This is a genomic window from Actinoplanes sichuanensis, from assembly GCF_033097365.1.
Classification (GTDB): domain Bacteria; phylum Actinomycetota; class Actinomycetes; order Mycobacteriales; family Micromonosporaceae; genus Actinoplanes; species Actinoplanes sichuanensis.
Window position 1 is genome coordinate 6,806,802 of sequence record NZ_AP028461.1, and the last position, 21,759, is coordinate 6,828,560.

Below are 21,759 nucleotides of genomic sequence, written 5' to 3' on the forward strand. Positions count from 1 at the left end.
GGATGGCGGATGCTTGACGCTCCGTAGTTGAATGCCGGTCAGGGCGGGGACCCCTGATATGCACGTGTCATTCACCCGTGCATCCCCGCGCTGTACACCCCTCGAGGAGTCATGACGATGGCGCAGCGCCCCTCGCTCGCGGAAGTCCGCGAGCGTACCTACAAACGCCGGGACGCCTGGTGGACGGTGTGGCTGGTCGATCCACTGGCCGGCCCGCTGGTTCGCCTGGTGGCGCCCTGGAAGTGGGCGACCCCGAACTTCCTGTCACTGGCGGCATTCGTGGTGGGCCTGGGTGCGGCGGCGTGTTTCTGGCAGGGCGAATACACCTGGCTGCTGGCCGGGGCCCTGCTCTTTCACCTGGCTTTCGTGCTCGACTGCATGGACGGCAAGATCGCTCGGCTGAACGGGACCGGGTCGATCTTCGGCTCGTGGCTGGACTACGTCTTCGACCGGCTGCGGGTGGTGACGTGTTCGCTGGCGCTGTTCGGCGGGCAGTGGCACCTGACCGGTGAAACGGTCTACCTGTGGCTGGCCACCCTGGTGATCTTCCTGGACATGTTCCGCTACCTGAACGCGCTGCAGATGCAGAAGGTCAAGCTGAGCATGAAGGAGAAGCTGCTGGAGTCGACCGGGATCGCCGCCACCGACTACGTGGAGGAGACCGACGACGAGGTGGTGGAGCAGGACGACCCGGAGAAGGCCATGGTCGACGTGCACGGTGACTTCCGCAAGCGGTTCGGCCTCTTTCTGCAAGTTCGCAACTTCTTGCTGCGGCAGCGCATCCGCGTGCACCTGTTCAGCGGCATCGAGTTCATGATGTTCGTCTTCATCGTCGGCCCGCTGATCAACCAGATCATCCCGGTGACGATCGTGTCCGGTGTGCTGCTGCTGGCCTTCGAGGCCCTGCTGATCTACAAGCTCTGGACCACTACCAGGACGTTCCACAGGAGACTGGCCGCACTCTGACAGCCAGCACACAGAAGCCCCGGCGGGTCTCCGCCGGGGCTTCTTTTCATAGGCAGGTACCTCTTTACCAACGCGACACAGCTTGGTAACTTCCTGAAATTGCTTGCAAGAACTTGCAAACAAAGTTCCCCTTCGCTCTCGCCCCCGCAGAAGAAGGCACCCCATGAGACAGCGATCTCGCAGACTCCTCGTCGGAGCTGTCACCACTCTTGCCGCCCTGGCCTCCGGCATCGCCGCCGTGTCGGTCGCCGGCACCGCCTCGGCCGCCGTCACCCTGAACAGCAGCGACGTCACCGCGAACCTGTGGTCCTGGAACTGGAACTCGGTCTCCGCGGCCTGCACCAACCACCTCGGCCCGGCCGGTTTCGGCGCGGTCCAGGTCGCCCCGCCGGCCGAGTCGGTCAGCCTGGCCACCAGCGACTCCGGCGTGCACCCGTGGTGGGAGATCTACCAGCCGGTCTCCTACAACCTGACCAGCCGGTTCGGCACCCGGGCACAGTTCTCGAGCATGGTCACGGCCTGTCACAACGCCGGTGTCCGGGTCTACGTGGACGCCGTGGTCAACCACATGGCGGGCGCCAACAACTCGCTGACCACGACGTACGGCGGCTCGACGTTCAGCCCGTCCGGCTACACCTATCCGGCCGTGCCGTACGGCTACAGCGACTTCCACCACGCGAACGACGGCTACTGCTCCGACGACGACGCGGTGATCGACGACTGGAACAACGTCTCCGAGGTCCAGAACTGCATGCTGCTGTCGCTGTCCGACCTGAAGACGCAGGACAGCGGCGTCCAGACGAAGATCGCGACCTACCTGAACGACCTGGTCGGCCTCGGTGTCGACGGCTTCCGGGTGGACGCGGCCAAGCACGTGGCCAAGGTCGACTTCGCGGCGATCATCGCGAAGCTCAACACCACCACGGCTGAGGGCGTCAAGCCGTACATCGCGCAGGAGATCTTCACCGGCGCGTCCAACAGTGAACTGCTGCCGTCGGCCTTCACCTCCAACGGCGACGTGCTGGGCTTCTCCTACGCGATGGGCCTGAAGAGCCAGTTCAACAACGGGACCCTGGGCAACCTGTCGTCGATCCCGTCGTGGAGCCTGGACGCCACCAGCGCGCAGACCGCGGCCATGGTCACCAACCACGACCTGGAGCGCGACGGCACCACGCTGCGTTACCAGGACGGCACCAAGTACACGCTGGCCAACTACTTCCTGCTGGCCTACCCGTACGGGCAGCCGTTCGTCTACGACGGTTTCACGTTCTCCACGTCGAGCACCGGCCAGTCGCCGCCCGCCGATTCGAGCGGTTTCGTCACCGACACCAACTGCACCAACGGCGCCTGGCAGTGCCTCACCCAGACCACCGGGCTCAAGGGCATGGTCGGCTGGCGCAACGCCACCCAGTCCGTCACCACGGCGTCCAACTGGACCACCACCAGCGGCAACGTGATCGGCTTCAGCCGCGGCTCGCTGGGCTGGTTCGGCCTGAACAACTCGTCCACCGCCTCGACCGCCACGTACACCACCGGCCTCGCCGACGGCACCTACTGTGACCGGATCACCGGCGGCGCGACGACCAGCGGCTGCGCCGGCACCTCGATCACCGTCTCCGGCGGCACCGCGTCGGTCACCATCCCGGCGAACAGCGCGGTCGCGATCGACGTCAACGCCAGGTCCGGCGGCGGGACCTCACCCACCGCCTCGCCTTCGGCCTCGTCGACCAGCAGCAGCCCGTCACCGTCGGCGAGCACCTCCAGCTCTCCGACCCCGTCACCGAGCGTCACCACCAGCGCCGGTACGGTGCAGGCGACCTTCAACGTCTACGCGACCACCACGACCGGCACCGACGTCTACGTGGTCGGCTCGAACGCCGCGTTGGGCGGCTGGAACACCGCGAACGCGATCAAGCTGTCGTCGGCCGGATACCCGATCTGGTCGTCCACGGTCACGGTCCCGTCGAACGCCGGCTTCGAATACAAGTACATCAAGAAGGACGCCGCCGGGAACGTCACCTGGGAGAGCAACGCCAACCGGGCGGTCAGCACCGGCAGCGCCGCGATCACCTACACCAACAGCTGGAACGTGGCGAACGCCAGTGCCACCGCGGTCACCTTCAACGAGACCGCGACCACCACGACCGGCACCAACGTCTACGTGGTCGGCTCGATCGACGCGCTGGGCGCCTGGAACACCACGAACGCCATCCCGCTCTCGTCGGCGAGCTACCCGACCTGGTCGAAGGTCGTGATCGTCCCGCAGAGCACGACGTTCACCTACAAGTACATCAAGAAGGACGCCGCCGGGAACGTGACCTGGGAGTCCGGCAGCAACCGCTCCTACACGACGGGTACCGCCACGGCGTACACCGTGAGCGACGCCTGGAAGTGATCTGACGGCGGCGGCCGTTCCCCGGAACCCGGGGAACGGCCGCCTTTTGCCCTTTTTGTCCATAGACTCGGCACCAACCGACCGGACGGACGAAGTGAGGGGAAACATGGCCAACGCAACGAATGAGCAGACCCGGGCGACCGGTTGGCTGGTGGCCGAACTCCACCGGATCCGCGAGGTCCTCGACGTCCTGCCGCTCCCCGAGCAGACCGCGTCGGCGGCACACCGGGACCTCGGTGAGGCCGAAGTCCTGCTGCTCGAGAAGGAACCCGACAGGCGACGGCTGGCCGGCACCCTGGAGCGCCTGACGCTCGTGCTCGCCGCCGCCGGGGCGCTCGACCACGCCGGCCAGGCCCTGTCCGGCCCGATCGGCACCCTCGCCGACTGGCTCGGCGACGGCGCCGGAACGGTCCGGCAGCTGCTGTCCTGACCGAGGACGAGCGGGGTGGTGGCCGGGACCGCGATGGAGACACCCCGACCTCAGACCACGCGGACCGGGACCACGTCCGGCGCGCCGAGACGGGCGGCATCGGCCGTCTCGTCGTCCTGCTGCTCCTGCGAGGCCCGTTCCGCCTCCACCCGCAGGCGGTAGTTCTCCACCTCCCGTTCGCGCTGGGATTCCGTCCAGCCGAGGACCCGGCCCATCAGTTCGGCGGCGTGCGGGGCCGCCACCACCCCCCGGTCGAAGGTCTCGATCGAGATCCGGGTACGCCGGGCCAGCACGTCGACCAGATGCCGGGCGCCCTCAGCGGCGGCCGCGTAGACGAACTCGGCCCGCAGGTAGTCGTCGGCCCCCTCCATCGGGCGCCCCAGGTCCGGGTCGTCGCGGATCAGGTCGAGCAGTTCGTGGATGAGCGAGCCGTACCGGCCGAGCAGATGCTCGACCCGGGCCACGTGCAGGCCCGACTCGGCGGCCAGCAGGCCCCGCCGGTTCCACAGTGCCGGGTAGCCGTCCGCGCCGAGCAGCGGCACCCGATCGGTGACCGACCGCGGAACGTTTCGGCCCAGGCTGTGCACGCAGGCGTCGACGGCGTCCTTGGCCATCACCCGGTACGTGGTGTACTTGCCGCCGGCCACCACCACCAGCCCCGGGACCGGGCTGCTGACCGAATGTTCCCGGGACAGCTGCGACGTCGACTCGGACTCGCCGGACAGCAGTGGCCGCAGGCCCGCGTAGACGCCCTCCACGTCGGCCCGTTCCAGTGGCCGGGCCAGCACCTTGTTGACCTCGGTGAGCAGGTAGTCGATGTCCTTCGCGGACGCTGCCGGATGCGCCTTGTCCAGGGCCCAGTCGGTGTCGGTGGTGCCGACGATCCAGTGCCGGCCCCATGGGATGACGAACAGCACGCTGCGTTCGGTCCGCAGGATCAGGCCGGTCGACGAGTGGATCCGGTCCCGGGGCACCACCAGGTGGATGCCCTTCGACGCCCGGACGTGGAACTGGCCCCGTTCGCCGACCAGGGACTGGGTGTCGTCGGTCCACACCCCGGTCGCGTTGATCACCTGGTGGGCGCGGATCTCGTACGTCCGGTCGTGTTCCAGGTCGTGTACCCGTACCCCGGTGACTCTTTCGCCCTCCCGGAGGAAACCGACCACCTCGGCCCGCGTCGCGACGTGGGCCCCGTGGGACGCCGCGGTCCTGGCCAGGAACATGGTGTGCCGTGCGTCGTCCACCTGCGCGTCGTAGTACTGCAGGGCCCCGACCAGGGTGTCCCTACGAAGCGCCGGGCAGGCCCGCAGCGCACCGCGCCGGGTGAGATGCCGGTGCCGCGGCAGGTTGCCGAAGCCGGCCATGGTGTCGTAGAGGGTGACGCCGGCACCCGCGTAGAGCCGCTCCCAGCCGCGGTGCTTGAGCGGATAGAGGAACCGGACCGGCCGGGCCAGGTGCGGCGCGAGGCGCTGCAGGATCAGTCCCCGCTCCCGCAGTGCCTCGCGCACCAGCCCGAAGTCCAGCATCTCCAGGTAGCGGAGACCGCCGTGGATGAGTTTGCTGGACCGGCTGGACGTGCCGGAGGCGAGGTCACGCGCCTCGACGAGCCCCACGGTCAATCCCCGTGTGACCGCGTCGAGCGCGCACCCCGCCCCCACCACTCCCCCGCCGATCACCAGCACGTCGACCTCGGTCGCCGCCAGGGCTTCCAGTGCGGCGTCCCGGTGGGAAGGAGAGAGAGCAGTCATGATCAGTCCACGTCCACCCAGTCGAGGGTTCGCTGCACCGCCTTCTTCCACCTACTGAAGCCCTGGTCGCGTTGCTCCGCCGACCACTGCGGCTGCCAGCGCTGCGACTCGTTCCAGTTCTCCCGCAGCTCGTCGGTGTTCTTCCAGAAACCGACCGCGAGACCGGCCGCGTAGGCGGCGCCCAGTGCCGTGGTCTCGGCGACGACCGGACGGCTGACCGGCACACCGAGCACGTCCGCCTGGATCTGCATGCAGAGGTTGTTGACCGTGATGCCGCCGTCGACCTTCAGCACGTCCAGGGTGACGCCGGAGTCCTGGGCCATCGCGTCGACCACGTCCCGGGTCTGGTAGCAGATCGCCTCCAGGGTGGCCCGGGCGATGTGCGCGTCGGTGTTGAACCGGGACAGCCCGACGATCGCGCCTCGGGCGTCGGACCGCCAGTAGGGTGCGAACAGGCCGGAGAACGCCGGGACGAAGTAGACCCCGCCGCTGTCCGGGACCTGCGACGCGAGCGACTCGCTCTCGCCCGCCGACTTGATGATGTGCAGCTGGTCGCGCAGCCACTGGACGGCCGAGCCGGTGACCGCGATCGAACCCTCCAGGGCGTAGACCGGGGCCGCGTCGCCGAACTTGTAGCAGACCGTGGTGAGCAGCCCGTTCTCCGAGCGGACCAGGTTCGTACCGGTGTTCAGCAGCATGAAGTTGCCGGTGCCGTAGGTGTTCTTGGCCTCGCCGGGGCTGAAGCAGACCTGCCCGACGGTGGCCGCCTGCTGGTCGCCGAGGTCGCCGGTGAGCGGGACGTCGCCGCCGAGCGGGCCACTGATGTGCGCCGTCCCGTAGCCGTTCGGATCGGACGACGGCCGGATCTCCGGAAGCATCCGCCGGGGGATGTCGAAGAACGACAGCAACTCATCGTCCCAGTCGAGGGTCTCCAGGTTCATCAGCATGGTCCGGCTGGCGTTCGTCACGTCGGTGACGTGGTTGCCGCCGTCCTTCCCGCCGGTGATGTTCCACAGCAGCCAGCTGTCGGTGTTGCCGAACAGTGCGTCGCCGCGCTCGGCCGCCTCGCGCACCCCGTCGACGTTCTCCAGAATCCACTGGATCTTGCCGCCGGAGAAGTAGGTGGCCGGTGGCAGCCCGGCCTTGCGCCGGATCGTCTGCCCACGCTCATCACGATCAAGGGCAGAGGCGATCCGGTCGGTACGGGTGTCCTGCCACACGATCGCGTTGTAGTACGGCCGGCCGGTCCGCCGGTCCCACACCACAGTGGTCTCGCGCTGGTTGGTGATCCCGACCGCGGCCAGGTCGCTCGCGCTCAGGTTCGCCTTCTGCATCGCCGTCCGCACGACGGTGACGGTCCGGTCCCAGATCTCGATCGGGTTGTGCTCGACCCAGCCGGCCTGCGGCAGGATCTGCTCGTGCTCCAACTGGTGCCGGGCCACCTCGTTGCCGCCATGGTCGAAGATCATGAACCGCGTGCTGGTGGTGCCCTGGTCCACTGCGCCCACGAAGTCAGCCACGGGTCGCCTCCACTTCTGCCTCGTCCCTCGGTGTCGGGACGCGCCCCACCTCCGGCTCCTCGGCCGACGGCAGGAAACGCCCGATCAGAGTCTGGTACAGCCCGGCGCCCACGATCCCACCGATGACCGGCGCGACGATCGGTATCCAGAAGTAGAGATACCCCGTCTGGTCGCGGAACGCGCCCCCGTAGCCGGTCAGGAAACTGGCGAGTCGCGGGCCGAAGTCACGGGCCGGGTTGATCGCATAACCGGCGTTGGTGCCCCAGGCCATCCCGATCGCGACCACGAGCAGGCCGATCACGACCGGGCCCAGGTTCGCGGCCGGTGCGGTGTTGGCCATGTCGGTCAGCGCCAGGATGACGAAGAGCAGGATGGCCGTACCGATGATCTGGTCCCGGAAAGCGCCCCATTCGCTCACCGGAAGCGTCCCGTTGCCGGGAAGCGTCGAGAAGACGCCCTGCGTCTTGATCGTCAGGCCGGGGTCGGCCGCGTTCAGGACCTCGGTGTAGTTCCAGCGCACGATGAGCGCCGCGACGAACGCCCCGAGAGTCTGCGCCAGCGAGTACGGGGCCACCTTCCGCCAGGAGAAGCCCTTGAAGACGGCGAGCGCGATGGTCACCGCCGGGTTGAGATGCGCGCCGCTGACCCGCGCCGCCACGTAGACGCCGAGTGTCACACCCAGGCCCCAGGCCCAGGCGATGCTGTCGTGGTCGCCGATGCCGGCCGCGGCGACCTGCGCCACCACCCCCACGCCGAACAGGATCAGAATCATCGTGCCGGCGAACTCCGCCGCGAGCTCACCGACGAGTCCAGGTGTCTTGAGTCGTGTAGCCATGCTCCCTCCAATCCGATCGAGGGTGTTCACGACCCGTCTCGGCCCCGATGGCCGGGCGAGGAAGTCGCCAACCCTCACCGCCGGACGCTATGGAGGGGTTCGGCGGGGAGCAACGAACGCCGGTCGGCATTGTCGAACATCAATTACAGCGGGTCGTCACACAGTGGCATAGAGTCCGAAACATGCCCGGGACGGTGCAGTCCATCGAACGAGCGGCCGCGATCCTGCGGACGCTCGCCGGCGGGCCTGGGCGCCTGGGGCTCACCGAGATCGCCCGCACCCTGGACCTGGCCAAGGGCACCACCCACGGCATCCTGCGCACCCTGCAACTGGTCGGGTTCGTCGAACAGGACCGGGTCTCCGGGCAGTACCAGCTCGGCGGCGCCCTGCTCCACCTGGGCACCAGCTACCTCGACATCAACGAACTGCGGTCCCGGTCGATCAACTGGGCCGACCCGCTCGCCGCCCGCAGCGGGGAGGCGGTCCGGATCGGCACCGTCCTGGAAGGCCGGGCCCTCGTCGTACACCACGTGTTCCGGCCCGACGACACGTTCCAGACCCTCGACGTGGGCGCGTTGCTGCCGCTGCACGCGACCGCCCTCGGCAAGGTACTGCTGGCCTACCGGGCCGGTGGCCCGGTGCCCGACCTGGAGACCTTCACCCGGCTCACCCTCACCGATCCGCGTGCGCTCACCACCGCCTTGGAGGGGGTACGGGACGCCGGCTGGGCTCAGGAGGTCGAAGAGTTCCTGCTCGGGCAGGCGGCCGTGGCGGCGCCGATCCGCGGGTACGGGGGGCTGGTGGTCGGCGCGATCGGCATCTCCGGGCCGGTCGACCGGGTCTGCGACAGCCGGTACCGGCCCCGGGCCCACCTCGTGGGGTATGTGCGCGACGCCGCCCGCGCGATCTCCCGAGACCTGGGAGCGACCCGATGATCGCCCGCTTCCCGTCTGGTCGGCGTGCGCTCTCCCGCCGCCCTGCCGCCTGCGGCTTTCCGCTTCCGTTTCGGATTGCAGCTTTCCGCTTCCGTTTCGGCCTCGCCGCGGCCTCGCCCTTCCCACACCACCGCGCCGCCGCCTCCCGCACTCCCCTTTGGCCTCGCCGCGACCCGTGCCCTCCCGCTACCCGGAGGTGACTCCTCATGACCGACAGATACGTAGTCGCCATCGATCAGGGCACCACCTCCACGCGGTGCATCGTCTTCGATCGGCGGGGGCAGCTCGTGTCGCTCGCCCAGCAGGAACACAAGCAGTATTTCCCCAGGCCCGGGTGGGTCGAGCACGATGCCATGGAGATCTGGCGCAATGTCGAACGCCTCGCGCCCCGGGTCCTGTCCCGCGCGGGGATCGGCCTCGACCAGGTGGCCGCGGTCGGCATCGCCAATCAGCGGGAGACGACTGTCATCTGGGATCGGCGCACGGGGGCTCCCGTGGGGCGGGCGATCATCTGGCAGGACACTCGGACCGACGGTCTGGTGCACGCCCTCACCGACGCTCCCGGCTCCTCCGATATTTCCGAAATATCGGGTTTGCCGTTGGCGACCTACTTCTCCGGACCTCGCCTGCGCTGGATGCTCGACCACACCCCCGGCCTGCGGAAACGCGCCGACCGCGGCGAGGTCCTCTGCGGCACCATGGAGACCTGGCTGATCTGGAACCTGACCGGCCGCACCCAGCACGTCACCGACGTCACCAACGCCAGCCGTACCATGTTGCTCGATGTCCGATCTCTTGACTGGTCCCCGCGGGCACTCGACTTCTTCGGCATCCCCCGCGCGATGCTTCCGGCGGTCCGGCCGTCGATCGGCGGTTTCGGCACCGCGTCGGAGGGATTCCCGGGGGTACGGATCGGCGCCGCACTCGGCGACCAGCAGGCAGCGCTGTTCGGGCAGACCTGTTTCACCCCGGGCGAGGCCAAGTGCACGTACGGCACCGGCAGTTTCCTGCTCCTGAACACCGGCCCGGACCTGATCCGTTCAGAGAACGGCCTGCTCAGCACGGTCGCCTACCAGATCGCCGGCGCCCCCGCGGTCTACGCCCTGGAGGGTTCGATCGCGATCACCGGTTCGCTGGTCCAGTGGTTCCGCGACCAGCTGGAGCTGATCTCCAGCGCACCGGAGATCGAAACCCTGGCCCGGACCGTCGCCGACAACGGCGGCTGCTACATCGTCCCGGCGTTCTCCGGCCTCTACGCCCCGTACTGGCGCAGCGAGGCCCGTGGCGTGATCGTCGGCCTGACCTCGTACATCACCAAGGGCCACCTGGCCCGGGCGGTCCTGGAGGCGACCGCCTGGCAGACCCGAGAGGTGGTCGACGCGATGAACGCCAACTCGGGCCTCACCCTGACCACCTTGAAGGTGGACGGCGGAATGACCGCCGACAACCTGCTGATGCAGATGATCGCCGACGTCCTCGACGTGCCGCTGGTCCGCCCACTGGCCGTGGAGACGGTGTCGTTGGGCGCGGCATACGCGGCCGGCCTGGCCGTCGGTTATTGGCCGGATCTGGACGGCCTACGCCGCAACTGGCACATCGCCGGCCAGTGGATGCCGGCCATGGATCCGGCGGTCCGAGACCTGGAGTACAAGAACTGGCGCCGAGCCGTGGAACGCACCTTCGACTGGATCCAGCCCTAGCGCCGAACTCGACACCCACACCTCCAGGCGCCACACCCGAGCCAGACCGACACCGAACCAGATCACACCGCGGCCCAAACCACCCCGAACCGGGCCGACACCGAACCAGGCCACACCGCGCCAAACCGCCCCGAAGCCAACCCGAACCGAGCCGGCACCGAAACCGGGCCAGCACCGAACCAGACCCGGACCAAGCCCGAACCGGCCCGCGGCCGAACCAGACCACACCGTGCTCAGGCCGAGCGGGGCCGGAGGCCGAGACCCAGGGCCGTTGCGTTCTCGCGGGCAGGCGCTCTGAGCTGGGATGATGTCGAGTGATCGGCCTATATGGAGGCGGATGGAGCGGGTGAAGCCCCCAAGGTGATCATGGAGTTCTTGACGCTGCACGACCACCGAGGACTCCACCCGCCGATGGCATCATCTCTGATCTGCGTACTGACCGTGACAACCCCTGGCATCGACACGCCACCGCCGCCGGTCACCGACGGTGAACACGGCGGGCTCCTGGCCGCCGCGAGCCTGGTCCCGGACCCGCGGAATCCTCGCGGGGTGCGATATCCGCTGGCAGCGCTGCTCGCCGTCGCGGTCTGCGCCGTCCTGGCCGGCGCCACCTCGTTCACGGCGATCGCCGACTGGCTGTACGACCTGGACGAGCCGGATCAGCGACGGCTCGGGTTCGACCGGGGCTTGCCTGCCGGCACCACGGTATGGCGACTATTGACCCGACTCGACGATGCCCTGGTCGGCAGCGTCCTGGCGGGCTGGCTCCGCACCCGCACACCACCGCTCGCCGTTCCCCGGCCGCGCCGCTACCGGACCGTGATCGCCGTCGACGGCAAGACATTGCGCGGCGCCCGTCTGCCCGACGGCCGTCAAACGCATCTGCTGTCCGCGCTGGACACCAGCACCGGCATCGTCCTCGCCCAGGTCACGGTCGATACGAAGAGCAACGAGATCCCGTCGTTCACACCACTGCTCGACGCCGTGGAGAACCTGCTGGGCAGCCTTACCGGGGGTGCTGATAGTCGCCGACGCCCTGCACACCCAGACCGGCCACGCCGAGCAGATCACCCGCCGCGGCGCACACCTGCTACTGCAGGCCAAAGGCAACCAGCCCGGCCTTCATGCCCAGCTCAAAGTCGTTCCCTGGGCGCAGATCCCGGTCGGTGACCGCACCCGCGAGCGTGGTCACGGCCGCAAGGAGACCCGCACGGTCAAGGCCGTCACCCTGCAGACCCCGGGCGGGATCGCGTTCCCGCACGCCCGGCAAGCCGTCCGGATCACCCGGACCCGCACCACCGGCGGCAAGACCAGCCGGGAGACCGCCTATCTGGTCACGTCCCTTCCCGCTGCCGACGCTCAGCCCGCTGACCTGCAGAAGTGGGCCAGATCGGAGTGGTTGATCGAGAACCAGGTCCACAACGTCCGAGATGTCACGTTCCGTGAAGATCTTCATCAAGCCCGGACCGGCACCGGACCCGCCGTCATGGCGACACTGCGTAACACCGCGATCGGCTGGCACCGCATCAACGGCGAAACCAACATCGCCCGCGCCAACCGCCGCGCCGACCGCCGTTCAAACGACCTCATCACGGCCGTGACCAGCAGCTACCGGAACATGCAATGACCCTGGGCCGAGACCTCTCAGTTTCGATGAACCACGACCAAGATCGATCATGCGATTCTCGTTGTCGATTCTCGTTGTCGATTCGAATGAGAATCATGTCAAGAACTGACGGCGAGGACACTCGAAGGCAGGTTGGCATGATCGACTTCTTACACTTTCGGAGCGAGAGGGGGAAGAATTCATGCATGGGGCAGGGTTCACTGTTCAGCAGGTCGGAAATTGCTTCTATGCGTGACCGGACCCAGTCTCGGAAATATTCTCCGGCGGCCGAAGAGTTTCGCCGCGAACATGAGAGACACCGTGCGTGGGGCTTGCAGCGCCGTCATTCTGAAAAGCTGCGGCGGCTTCGCGGAAACGCACCTGCCTCAGGATGCGTCGGCTCCGAGGCCACGACACGGCGAGAGGCCGTCGCACACCCCGAGGCTTCAGCAGGATCCGACAGCCCGACCGTGCCGGCGCGGCGGGCGACTCCCCGATGCGCGACACCTGCCGGATTGCCGCAGATCCAGGCAACCCAACAGCCTCACCGTTCGGCTCCAGCCCTTCCGCGGTCAGCCCCAACCCCTCCCCCGTCAGGTCCATCTCCTTCTCCGTCGGCCCCAGCCGGTCCACCGTCGAACCCGCCCCTTTCGCCGTCGGCCACAACCCAACAGCCGTCATCCCGAGCTACTTCGCCGTCGCCCTCAACCCAACGACCGTCGGCCACCGCTTCTCCGCCGTCAACCCCAGCCCTGCCACCGCCGACCCCCGCTCCTTCGCCGTCAACCCCAGCCCTGCCACCGCCGACCCCCGCTCCTTCGCCGTCAACCCCAGCCCTGCCACCGCCGACCCCCGCTCCTTCGCCGTCAACCCCAGCCCTGCCACCGCCGACCCCCGCTCCTTCGCCGTCGGCCCCAGCCCCTTCGTGGTCGACCGCGACGCGTCCACCCCTGGTTCCCACTCCTCCGCCTTCGACCCGAGCTTCTTTGCGGTCGACCCCAGGTCCTTCGTGGTCGACCGCGACGCGTCCGCCGTCGTCCTCCACTCCTCCACCGACGAGCCCGACCGATCCACCGTCGAACCGAACCGATCCACCGTCGAACCCCACGCATCCGCCTTCGGCCCCGATCCCTCCGCTGTCGGCCCCAATCCTTCGGCTGCCGGATCCGGCAAACCCGGTCGGTGGATCGCCTGCTTCACCTCGTCGGCGGCCAGGCCCTGCGGCGTCCTTTGTGCCTTTGGGAGGTGCATCGGATCGGTGGCCACAATCGCCGGCGAACGGAAATGGCGATTGGCGGCCGTCTCGTTCGTCTCTCGGTGGAAATTTAATGAATGGGGGTGGTCGTCGCAGGATGGTGGGCACGGTTTTACTCGGTGTCGTCGCGAGGGTCCGTGTTTTCAGTGGTCACCGATCGGTGATCGACGTCAAATCGGCTTTGGAATCATTTACTTGTTTCAGGATTGCATTTTCTTCGACCATTTGCCCGGATCGGGGCGGGCGAGATTCGGGCTCGCGGCGGGGCCCGCGCGTGGCCCCGCCCCCGAGCCGCACTTTGGCCCGCACCCACACAAATGCCCGCACTCACACCCGCCCGCGCCAGCACCTGCTCCCGGGTCCGCGCCAGCGCCAGCGCCTGGGCCTGCACCAGCAGCTGATTCCGCGTCCGTGCCTGCGTCCACGCCAACGGCTGGATCCCCGTCCACACCCGCGGCTGGGAATACACCCTCGCCTGAGGCAACGGCCGCACCCCTACCGGCATCCCGCGGCTGGTCCTACGGACCCTTACCTGTGCCCGGGCCTGCGGCTGGGCTCACAACCGCGCCCTGCGGCTGCGCCCGCATCCGCACCCTGCCCGCGGCAGCGGACCCACCCGCACCCGCGGCTGCGCCCGCTCCGGCACCTCGGGACGCGGCTCGTGTTGCTGGTGGGGCTTGGATCAGGCGGATACCAGTCTCGGGTCGGCCTTTCGGAAGCCCTGGCAGTGGCCGCAGACCACGTAGTAGCTGGATGGCTTGACCGGGAACAGCGGGATGAAGAACAGGGTGAACTTGGTGGTTCGGCGTAGCAGGTGCTGTGGGGCCTGCCAGCCGCAGATCTCGCAGTTGGCCACCCGCGCGCCCATCGGGTGGTCCTTGCTTCGCAGTCCGAACAACACGAACAACTTACTTCTCCTCGCTGGCCGACGTGCTATCCCATGGTCATACCCAGAGGCAAGCGATACGTGCCGACCGTCACGAAAACGGGGTTCGCCGGAATCTGGTGGGCGGGTTCCGGAGTTCGCGACAGACATGACGACGATCGGACTCATCGGCAGCGGGAACATCGGTGGCACCGTGGCGCGACTGGCTGTGGCGGCCGGGCACGATGTGGTGCTGAGCAACTCCCGCGGGCCGGAGACGCTGCAGGAACTGGTCGGCGAGCTGGGCCCGCGGGCTCGGGCGGCGACTCCGGCCGAGGCGGCCGCGGCCGGTGACATCGTGGTGGTGACCGTGCCGCTGCGGGCCTACCGGGACATCCCGGTGGATGCGCTGGCCGGCAAGGTGGTCATCGACACCAACAACTACTACCCGGAGCGCGACGGCACCTTCGAGGAGTTGGAGAACGGCTCCACCACGACCGGCGAGCTGCTTCAGGGGCATCTTCCCGAGTCGCGCGTGGTGAAGGCCTTCAACAACATCTGGTTCGAGCATCTGCGGTCGCTGGCCCGGCCGGCGGGGGCCGCGGACCGGTCGGCGCTGCCGATCGCGGGAGACGACGCGGCGGCCAAGAAGACGGTCACCGACCTCCTCGACAGCCTCGGATACGACACCGTCGACGTGGGGCCGCTCGCCGAGAACCGGCGCACCCAGCGGGACACCCCGGTCTACGTGGTGCCGTACGGCGCGTACGGGGACAAGGTGGGCTCGCCGGCCGCCGCGAAGACGATTCTCGATCTGGTGAACGCCGCGTGAACTCGTACTGATGGCGTCCTGCCCCGCCGACCGACCCGTATCGGGTGGGAGTTTCTTCCGATGTCCCGGGCCGGCCTGTCTCGGTAGCGTCGCGGGAGGCGGCGTCGATTGGGTGGGGAGGACGCGTGCAGGACCAACAGGAAGACCTCACCGTCACCGTGGAGCTGACGGGTCCCGGCGAGGTGGTGGCCCGGGTGTCCGGAGAGCTGGACATCCGGACCGTCTCGCCGATGCTCCGGACGCTGGGCGGGCTGGTCGGCGACGACGGTCTGGAGCTGATCCGGCTGGATCTGTCCGGGGTCGAGTTCTGCGATCACGCGGGGCTTCGGGCGCTGAACACACTGGGTATGACGGCCGGGGCGGGGCGGGTGTGCATCGTCGCCGCTCACCCGTCGGTCGACATGATTCTGCGACTGTGCGGGCTCCGGACGTTCCTGGGACACGTGGCGGGGGCCGCGGCCTGCGCCGGCTGACCGATACCCGACCGCGGCCCGCGCCGGCTGACCGATACCCGCCCGGTGCCTGTCCGCCGTACGCGACACGGACCATGATGGAGGTGTGGGGCTTCCTCCCGGCAGTGGACGGATCGCGGCCGAGATCCTGCGGATCGCGGCGATGCCGTCCGGCGTCCGGCAGCGGGCGGAGGCGCTGATCGACGTGCTTCGCCCGGTGCTGCGGCACGACGCGGCCTGGCTCAGCCTGCTCGATCCGGAGCGCTGGGTGCAGGAGCCGGTCGCGGCACCCGGCCATCAGCCGCGGCTGCTGCGTCATCTGGCGAGCACCGCGTTCATGGCCGACGTCATGCGGGTCGGCATGCATCAGGGGCGCCGGCCGATCCGGGTGTTCGACTCACCGGTGCCGGTGACCGATCTGCCGGTGTGGAACGACTTCTTCGCACCGGCCGGACTCTCCGAGGGCGTGTCGATCCCGCTGGTCACCGCGGACGGCCGCTATCTGGGGTTGCTCGGCGCGCACACCGAGTCCCCGGAGCCGCTCGGCGACGAGGCGCTGGACCTGATGGTCATGCTCACGCCGCTGATGGCGCACGTCGTCGATCCGCTGCGGACACTCACCACGCTGGCCGGGATGGTCCGCGACGCGCACGCCGGGGTGGTGCTGACCCGGTCCGGGCGGGTCGAGGAGATGCCGGGGATGCCCGGTGCCCGGGAACTCGGGGTGACCACCGCCGTGCTGCGTCTGGTCGGGACGCTGCTGACGCCGGGCCGGACGTGGGCGCGGTTCCTGGTGCCGGGTGAGGATCCGCCCGGGCAGGGCACACTCTTGCAGGTCACGGCGCTGGCCTGCCCGCCGGAGCCGCCCGGCCACCATCGGGCGATGGTGCTCTTCGGGCCGCCGCCGGACACGCACGGTCTGACCCCGCGGGAGTTGCAGGTGCTCGGGCTGCTGGTGGAGGGGCGCAGCAACGCGGCGATCGCCAGTGCCCTGCACATCACGGCGCGGACCGCGGTCGGGCATCTGGAGCACATCATGGTGAAGCTGGGCGCCGAGTCACGGACCGCGGCGGCGGTGCGCGCCGACCGGCAGGGTCTCTACGTGCCGGCCGGATTTCTCAGGATCTGAGGAGCGCCCACACGATCTTCCCGGCTCTGGTGGGCAGGGCACCCCAGCCGTTGACCGCCGCGTCGACGATGCGCAGGCCGTACCCCCGCTCGGTCAACGGATTCTCCAGCTCCAGGCGGATCGCCGGCAGCACCGGCGAACCGTCCACCACGGCCAGATGCAACAGCGCGCCCGCGTCACGGCGGGAGATCAGCACGTCGATCGGGGTGGCGGCGTGCTCGGCCGCGTTCACCACCAGCTCGGAGACGACCAGCCGGGCCCGGGTGACGAGCGGGTCCATCCCCCACTCCTCGCAGGCGGCGGTCACCATGTGGCGGGCCCGGGCGGCGGCGTCCGAATCCGGTGGCAGGTGCAGCCGGACCTGGTCCATCCGGGGGCGGCTGCTGGTCAGGAACGAGCGGGCCAGCCGCACCGAGGGGAAGGCCGGCACCAGCCGGCTGGCGACGACGCTGCCCAGCCGGGCGGACAGGTCGGTCCGGTCGGGCAGGCAGGCGGCGACCCGCACCATCGGCTCCATCCGTTCGCCGTGGGTCGCGGCGGTCAGCCACAGTGGAGCGCTGATCGCGCCCGGGTCGTGCAGGCCGCGTAGGTCGAGCAGCAGCCCGGCCGGATGGTGGGACATGCACTTGTTGAGCAGCCCGAACGTGGCCATCCAGAGAGTGCGCTCCCAGACCCCGCGCACGGTGAACTCGACGACCCAGGTCTCGTCGTCCACCATGGCTGTGACCGATGGGCCGGACATCGCCTCGTCCCATTCTCCGGAACCTTTCCAGGAAACTAACGAAGCCTGCGGCGAGAAGCCAATCGCTCGAGGGGCATGGCACAGCCCGTTGGCGGACGGGCCGTGCCATGCCGGTCTCAGCGGAACGTGTCGTGGGTGACGTATCGACCGGTCGGCGGGGTGATCGTGGTGCGGTTGTCGCCCTGTTCCCAGGTGACCGTGCCGTCCGGATCCTTCTTCAGGTATTTGAACTCGACAGCCGTGTTCGGTGGCAGGCTCAGCCCGCCGGACCACACCGGGTAGCCGCCGGGGTCGAGCGCGACCGCCCGCGCCGGATCCCATCCGCCCAGTTCGGGCCGGTTGCCGACGACGTACACCTGCTGGCCCCACCAGGTCTCCGCGGTGACGTTGAAGGTCGCGGCGATCCGGTCCGGGTCCGGCCGGAAGGTGACACCGAGGCCGTCGGTCACCGAGGCGGTGTTCACCGAGTACGCGAGACCCGCCGTCCCGGTGGTGTTCTCCACGCCGATGGTGGCGCCGACACCCGCGGCCCGGTCGCCGGACAGGCCCCGGTAGCGGTATGTCACGGTGCCGTCGGGGTGCAGGATCACGCTGATCGAGATGCGTCCGGCATAGCCGAAGAACCGCACGTCACGCCACTCCACCACGAACGTGTCGGCGGTGGACGCGGTGTAGATGCCGGCCTGCTCGTCGACGGCGAGGTCGTCCCAGAAGGCGTAGAGCGCGTCGTTCGGCTCGGCGCCGTCCGGCAGGGTGGTGTTCTGGTAGACGGCACTGACCGGGCCGAACCCGAGCACGCCGTTCGTGCTGATCCAGGCGCGGGTGCGGGCGACGCCGTAGTGGGTCACCGGGAACGGCAGGGCGATCTCGGTGACGGCGTCGTCGCCGGTGATCGCCAGACGGTCGGTGCCGGGGCGGTATTCCTCGGCCGCGGGCGTGCAGCGGTAGCCGTACCCGTCGATGATCTGGCGCAACGCAACGTCAACGGTGACGTCGCCGCTGACCGTGAGTGATCGGGTTTCGGCGGCGAAGCAACCGCCGGTCGGGCGGATGGTGAGTTCGTAGGCGCCGTTCGGCGCGGCCAGCCGGAATCGCCCGTCGGTACCGGTGGTGACCGTGACCGGGGTTCCGGTCAGCGCTACGGTCACCCCTGACAGCGGGCTTTCGGCCCCGCTGATCAGGCCGGACACGATTCCGGAGGGGCCGCCGGTCAGTACCGGGTCGACGGTCAGCGCGTCACCGGCCGTGATCGTCACGTCCGTCTCGAACGTCCCGTAGCCGAACGAGGCGACCCGGATCCGGTAGGCGCCGGCCGGCAATCGGCCGAAACGATAGGCGCCATCGGCCGCGGTGGTCACCGTCCGCGACGCGGTTCCGGTCACTTCCACAGGCACACCCCCCAGCGGTACGCCGTCCGCGCGCACGATCCCGCTGAGGCTGCCGGACGGCCTCACGGCGAGCCGGACCGCCGCGTACGCGTCGAGCCGGCCCTGGCCGTACACATTGTTGTCGGTGGCCGTTCCGCCGCAGGCGGTGTCGTTCGTGTCGATCGCCGTCTCGTCCAGGATCGTCCTGGTCGCGGTGATGTCCCGACGCAGTGCCGGCGCCGCCGACCAGATCAGCGCGACCGTCGCGGCGGTGTGTGGTGAGGCCATCGAGGTGCCGCTGTAGGCGGCGTAACCGTCACCGGGCACACTCGACCGGACGTCCACGCCGGGCGCCGTCAGGTCCGGTTTGACACCGCCGTCCTGGCCGGTGCCGCGGCTGGAGAACGGGGCGATCGCGTCGTTGACGTCGGTGGCGCCCGATGCGTAGGTGTCGGTGTACGACCCGGGGGTGCCGGAGGTGTTGCAGCCCGGCCCGGCGTTGCCGTTGGAGAAGGCCGGGAAGATGCCGGCGGCCACCCAGGACCGGATCACGTCGGAGTACCACGGGTCGAATCCGGCGCCGCCGCCCCACGAGTTGTTGACGACGTCGGGCGCCAGGTCGGGGCGCGGGTTCCGGCCGTCGCGGTCGGTCGGGGCGACGATCCACTGGCCGGCGGCGAGCAGCGCGCCGACCGAGCAGGAGTTGGTCTCGCAGCCCTTCGCGGCGATCCAGGTGGCGCCGGGCGCGACGCCGATGCCGCCGGTTCCGGCCATCGTGCCCATGGTGTGGGTGCCGTGCCCGTTGTTGTCGCAGGGGGCGCCGCCGGTGCAGAGGCCGGTCGGGTCGTACCAGTTGTGGTCGTGCGCGAACGTGCCGTCGGCCTGCCGCCCGCGGTAGTTCGCGGCCAGTGCCGGATGGTCGAACTGCACGCCCGTGTCGATGTTGGCGATCACGACGCCCTGACCGCGGGCACCCTGGTCGGTCCAGACGCGGGGTGCGCCGATCCGGTCGACGTTCCATTCGACGGCGTCGACCGCGGCCTGCACCGCGCCCGCGGTCGGGGCGGGCAGGGTGATCGGGGTGTCCGGCAGTACCGCCTTGACCTCGGGGCGGGCAGCGACCTCGGCGAGCAGACCGGCGTCCCCGGTCACCCGGACCGTGTTCGCGATCCAGTACGTGTCGAAATCGGCCTTCCGGCTGGTCAGAAGCTGTTTCAGACCGCGCTGGTCACGGGTGGCTCCGTCGCGGGCGGTCTGGAGCACCACCGCGGCGCGGGCCTTGCCCGTCACCTTCGTGGCGGGGGTGAGGTCGGTGTCGCCGCGCAGCAGCACCCAGAACGACGTCTCCTTTCCGCCCTGGACGGCCGTCGTCACCGCGGCGTCGATCTTCACATCGGCGGCGGCCCGGGGATCGGCCGCCGCCTTCGCGTCCGCCGCCGCAGCCGACACACCGAACAATGTGGACAATGTCAGCGCGAGAACGGCGAGGCTCGCGCCCGCCGCCCACCTCCGCGATCTTCTCGAACTCGGGCCGCTCCGGTCCTGGTTCACGTCTTCCTCCGGGTCGCCTCAATGCGGGTCGAATGCCGCGGCGAACTCCGCCGGGAACGGAGATCACCGCGGGCATGGCCGGCCGGACCACGGTTTCGGACACTATTGATTTCGATGATCGACTGCAAGTTCTTGCAGTTCTTTCAAAGTGTTTCCAGCCGATGTCAATGTTGCCGAAGAGCGGATATCAGCAGTTAAGCACCTACTCGCGGCCCGCTCACACCGCTGACTACCTGCTCAATCATCGAACGATTGCGGGCCTATTTCGGAAAGAAGTTGCGCCTGTTTCACCGGACGTCAGCGAGCGACGGTGAGGCGGGCGACGGTCCGCTGCTTCAGGGCGAAACCCTGCTTCGCGGCGTCCCGAAGATGTGCGACCAGAGGCGACCGGGATCGGCGGGCCCACGGGACGGCGACCTCGGTGGTGCCGTACTTCTGCTTGTAGGCGTTACCACCGACGAAGTCGAACTCGGTGACCCCGCGCGCCCTGGCCCACCGCAGGGCGTACCAGATGATCGCCTCGTTGGGCCGCAGATGCTGCCCGCTGCGGTAACTGGCGCCACCCCAGAAGTACATGGCGCGGTGATGCCACGGGAGCACCGCGGTGGCGATCCCCCGCCCTTCGGCGTCCCGGGCGCGCAGCAGCAGGATCCGCCCGGCCGGCCCGAGGTGACGGATCAACGACCGAACCCTTTCCACCGAATAGGTGGGTACCAGATTCTGTTTGGCGAATACGTCCCGCAATTGATCGTAGAATTCGTCGGCGAATGCGGGATCGGCGTCCGCCTCCTCGATCGTGACGCCCGACTTCTCGGCCTTGCGGATGTTTCTGCGGCATGCACTCGCCATCGCGCCGAACAACTCGTCCTCGGTCGGATTCAAATCGATCACCGCGGTGGGCGCGGAGTCCCAGCGCAGGCCGAGGCCGCCCAGATCGGCCGGGGTCAGGCCCCGGTCGCGGATCTCGAGGTGGGCGGCGCCCGCCTCACCGAAGGCGAACGGCATCAGGGCACTGAGCGCGGCTCGCCGGGGAACCTCCGGTCGCAGATTGAATCCGAGGTACGACGTAGTCCATCCGGCCATCGGACTGCCCAGGATCCGCATTCCGAAACGCCTGCTCAGGAGCCCGGTGAAGTGTCCGACCGGCTGACCGTCGGCGGTGACCGTGGCGAGCAGCGGCTCGGCGTTCTGGCACTCGGCGACGAACCGGAGCCACTCGGGAGTGTGGAAGATCAGCCGATCCGGGTAGGTCGCCCGGTCCGCCCAGAGAGCGGCGTCAGGCTGCACCCGGTGCAGTCGCAACATGAAGGGTCCCCGATCGAATCATTGCCCGGCGGGCCTGATGATGCTCAACCATAAGTCCATTCCGCAAGAAGCCGATCGGGCTATTCACAATTGACGCGAATAATACTCGCGTTCCTTATGACAATT

Annotated in this window: 17 protein-coding genes and 1 pseudogene; 10 read left to right on the top strand and 8 right to left on the bottom strand. The window is 68.9% G+C overall.

What is annotated here, in order from left to right; translation table 11 throughout:
• The first annotated feature begins 117 nt into the window (after positions 1-117).
• From Q0Z83_RS31515 to Q0Z83_RS31525, 3 genes are all read left to right on the top strand, one after another.
• Complete coding sequence (locus Q0Z83_RS31515) at positions 118-966, top strand: CDP-alcohol phosphatidyltransferase family protein (protein WP_317786875.1); 849 nt, start codon at positions 118-120, stop codon at positions 964-966.
• A 163-nt stretch (positions 967-1,129) separates the two neighbouring features.
• Complete coding sequence (locus Q0Z83_RS31520) at positions 1,130-3,361, top strand: carbohydrate-binding module family 20 domain-containing protein (RefSeq protein WP_317786876.1); 2,232 nt, start codon at positions 1,130-1,132, stop codon at positions 3,359-3,361.
• A gap of 106 nt (positions 3,362-3,467) precedes the next feature.
• Positions 3,468-3,791 (top strand): hypothetical protein, encoded by a 324-nt coding sequence (locus Q0Z83_RS31525; protein WP_317786877.1) that lies wholly within the window; start codon positions 3,468-3,470, stop codon positions 3,789-3,791.
• Between the two features lie 50 nt (positions 3,792-3,841).
• Here the strand turns inward: Q0Z83_RS31525 and Q0Z83_RS31530 are convergent, their stop codons facing one another.
• From Q0Z83_RS31530 to Q0Z83_RS31540, 3 genes are read right to left on the bottom strand one after another with little or no spacing between them, the layout of a single operon-like run.
• The gene (locus Q0Z83_RS31530; protein WP_378078828.1) at positions 3,842-5,545 is read right to left on the bottom strand and encodes a glycerol-3-phosphate dehydrogenase/oxidase; all 1,704 of its coding nucleotides are present in this window, start codon (positions 5,543-5,545) and stop codon (positions 3,842-3,844) included.
• Positions 5,542-7,059, bottom strand: a complete 1,518-nt coding sequence (gene glpK, locus Q0Z83_RS31535) for a glycerol kinase GlpK (RefSeq protein WP_317786879.1) — start codon at positions 7,057-7,059, stop codon at positions 5,542-5,544. The genes Q0Z83_RS31530 and glpK (Q0Z83_RS31535) overlap by 4 nt, the downstream gene beginning before the upstream one ends.
• Positions 7,052-7,894, bottom strand: coding sequence for an MIP/aquaporin family protein (locus Q0Z83_RS31540; protein ID WP_317786880.1), 843 nt, complete (start codon positions 7,892-7,894; stop codon positions 7,052-7,054). The genes glpK (Q0Z83_RS31535) and Q0Z83_RS31540 overlap by 8 nt, the downstream gene beginning before the upstream one ends.
• 182 nt (positions 7,895-8,076) lie before the next feature.
• On the opposite strand from Q0Z83_RS31540, the gene Q0Z83_RS31545 reads away from it, so the two are divergent.
• The 4 genes and pseudogenes from Q0Z83_RS31545 (at position 8,077) to Q0Z83_RS31560 (ending at position 12,156) form a co-directional block, all read left to right on the top strand.
• Positions 8,077-8,829 (top strand): IclR family transcriptional regulator, encoded by a 753-nt coding sequence (locus tag Q0Z83_RS31545; RefSeq protein ID WP_317786881.1) that lies wholly within the window; start codon positions 8,077-8,079, stop codon positions 8,827-8,829.
• Positions 8,830-9,035: 206 nt separating this feature from the next.
• A complete protein-coding gene (gene glpK / locus Q0Z83_RS31550; RefSeq protein WP_317786882.1) occupies positions 9,036-10,529 on the top strand; it encodes a glycerol kinase GlpK in 1,494 nt (497 codons plus the stop codon).
• Positions 10,530-10,940: 411 nt separating this feature from the next.
• Positions 10,941-11,456 (top strand): annotated as a pseudogene (locus Q0Z83_RS31555) (transposase family protein); the annotation flags it as partial.
• Positions 11,457-11,544: 88 nt separating this feature from the next.
• Positions 11,545-12,156, top strand: coding sequence for an ISAs1 family transposase (locus tag Q0Z83_RS31560; RefSeq protein ID WP_317786883.1), 612 nt, complete (start codon positions 11,545-11,547; stop codon positions 12,154-12,156).
• 666 nt (positions 12,157-12,822) lie between these two features.
• On the opposite strand, the gene Q0Z83_RS31565 is transcribed toward Q0Z83_RS31560, so the two are convergent.
• Together Q0Z83_RS31565 and Q0Z83_RS31570 are read right to left on the bottom strand one after the other, a co-directional pair.
• Complete coding sequence (locus tag Q0Z83_RS31565) at positions 12,823-13,230, bottom strand: hypothetical protein (protein WP_317786884.1); 408 nt, start codon at positions 13,228-13,230, stop codon at positions 12,823-12,825.
• An 842-nt stretch (positions 13,231-14,072) separates the two neighbouring features.
• Positions 14,073-14,291, bottom strand: coding sequence for a zinc ribbon domain-containing protein (locus tag Q0Z83_RS31570; protein ID WP_317797167.1), 219 nt, complete (start codon positions 14,289-14,291; stop codon positions 14,073-14,075).
• 133 nt (positions 14,292-14,424) lie between these two features.
• Here Q0Z83_RS31570 and Q0Z83_RS31575 point away from each other — a divergent pair, with 133 nt between their 5' ends.
• The 3 genes from Q0Z83_RS31575 (at position 14,425) to Q0Z83_RS31585 (ending at position 16,668) form a co-directional block, all read left to right on the top strand.
• Positions 14,425-15,087, top strand: a complete 663-nt coding sequence (locus tag Q0Z83_RS31575; protein ID WP_317786885.1) for an NADPH-dependent F420 reductase — start codon at positions 14,425-14,427, stop codon at positions 15,085-15,087.
• A 125-nt stretch (positions 15,088-15,212) separates the two neighbouring features.
• Positions 15,213-15,560, top strand: coding sequence for an STAS domain-containing protein (locus Q0Z83_RS31580; protein ID WP_317786886.1), 348 nt, complete (start codon positions 15,213-15,215; stop codon positions 15,558-15,560).
• 85 nt (positions 15,561-15,645) lie between these two features.
• Positions 15,646-16,668 (top strand): LuxR C-terminal-related transcriptional regulator, encoded by a 1,023-nt coding sequence (locus tag Q0Z83_RS31585; protein ID WP_317786887.1) that lies wholly within the window; start codon positions 15,646-15,648, stop codon positions 16,666-16,668.
• Here Q0Z83_RS31585 and Q0Z83_RS31590 read toward each other — a convergent pair.
• From Q0Z83_RS31590 to Q0Z83_RS31600, 3 genes are all read right to left on the bottom strand, one after another.
• A complete protein-coding gene (locus Q0Z83_RS31590) occupies positions 16,658-17,386 on the bottom strand; it encodes an ATP-binding protein (RefSeq protein ID WP_317786888.1) in 729 nt (242 codons plus the stop codon). The two genes, Q0Z83_RS31585 and Q0Z83_RS31590, sit on opposite strands and share 11 nt — an antisense overlap.
• A gap of 140 nt (positions 17,387-17,526) precedes the next feature.
• Positions 17,527-20,226: a S8 family serine peptidase gene (locus Q0Z83_RS31595; protein ID WP_317786889.1), complete on the bottom strand. Its 2,700-nt coding sequence runs from the start codon at positions 20,224-20,226 to the stop codon at positions 17,527-17,529.
• A 399-nt stretch (positions 20,227-20,625) separates the two neighbouring features.
• Positions 20,626-21,633 (bottom strand): lipid II:glycine glycyltransferase FemX, encoded by a 1,008-nt coding sequence (locus Q0Z83_RS31600; protein ID WP_317786890.1) that lies wholly within the window; start codon positions 21,631-21,633, stop codon positions 20,626-20,628.
• Positions 21,634-21,759: the final 126 nt, after the last annotated feature.

Bases quoted from the DNA above. Each gene is read 5' to 3' on its own strand.
- Q0Z83_RS31545 (WP_317786881.1), top strand. From the start codon at position 8,077: ATGCCCGGGACGGTGCAGTCCATCGAACGAGCGGCCGCGATCCTGCGG.
- Q0Z83_RS31575 (WP_317786885.1), top strand. From the start codon at position 14,425: ATGACGACGATCGGACTCATCGGCAGCGGGAACATCGGTGGCACCGTG.
- Q0Z83_RS31520 (WP_317786876.1), top strand. From the start codon at position 1,130: ATGAGACAGCGATCTCGCAGACTCCTCGTCGGAGCTGTCACCACTCTT.
- Q0Z83_RS31515 (WP_317786875.1), top strand. From the start codon at position 118: ATGGCGCAGCGCCCCTCGCTCGCGGAAGTCCGCGAGCGTACCTACAAA.
- Q0Z83_RS31525 (WP_317786877.1), top strand. From the start codon at position 3,468: ATGGCCAACGCAACGAATGAGCAGACCCGGGCGACCGGTTGGCTGGTG.
- Q0Z83_RS31590 (WP_317786888.1), bottom strand. From the start codon at position 17,386: ATGGTGGACGACGAGACCTGGGTCGTCGAGTTCACCGTGCGCGGGGTC.
- Q0Z83_RS31600 (WP_317786890.1), bottom strand. From the start codon at position 21,633: ATGTTGCGACTGCACCGGGTGCAGCCTGACGCCGCTCTCTGGGCGGAC.
- Q0Z83_RS31540 (WP_317786880.1), bottom strand. From the start codon at position 7,894: ATGGCTACACGACTCAAGACACCTGGACTCGTCGGTGAGCTCGCGGCG.
- glpK (WP_317786882.1), top strand. From the start codon at position 9,036: ATGACCGACAGATACGTAGTCGCCATCGATCAGGGCACCACCTCCACG.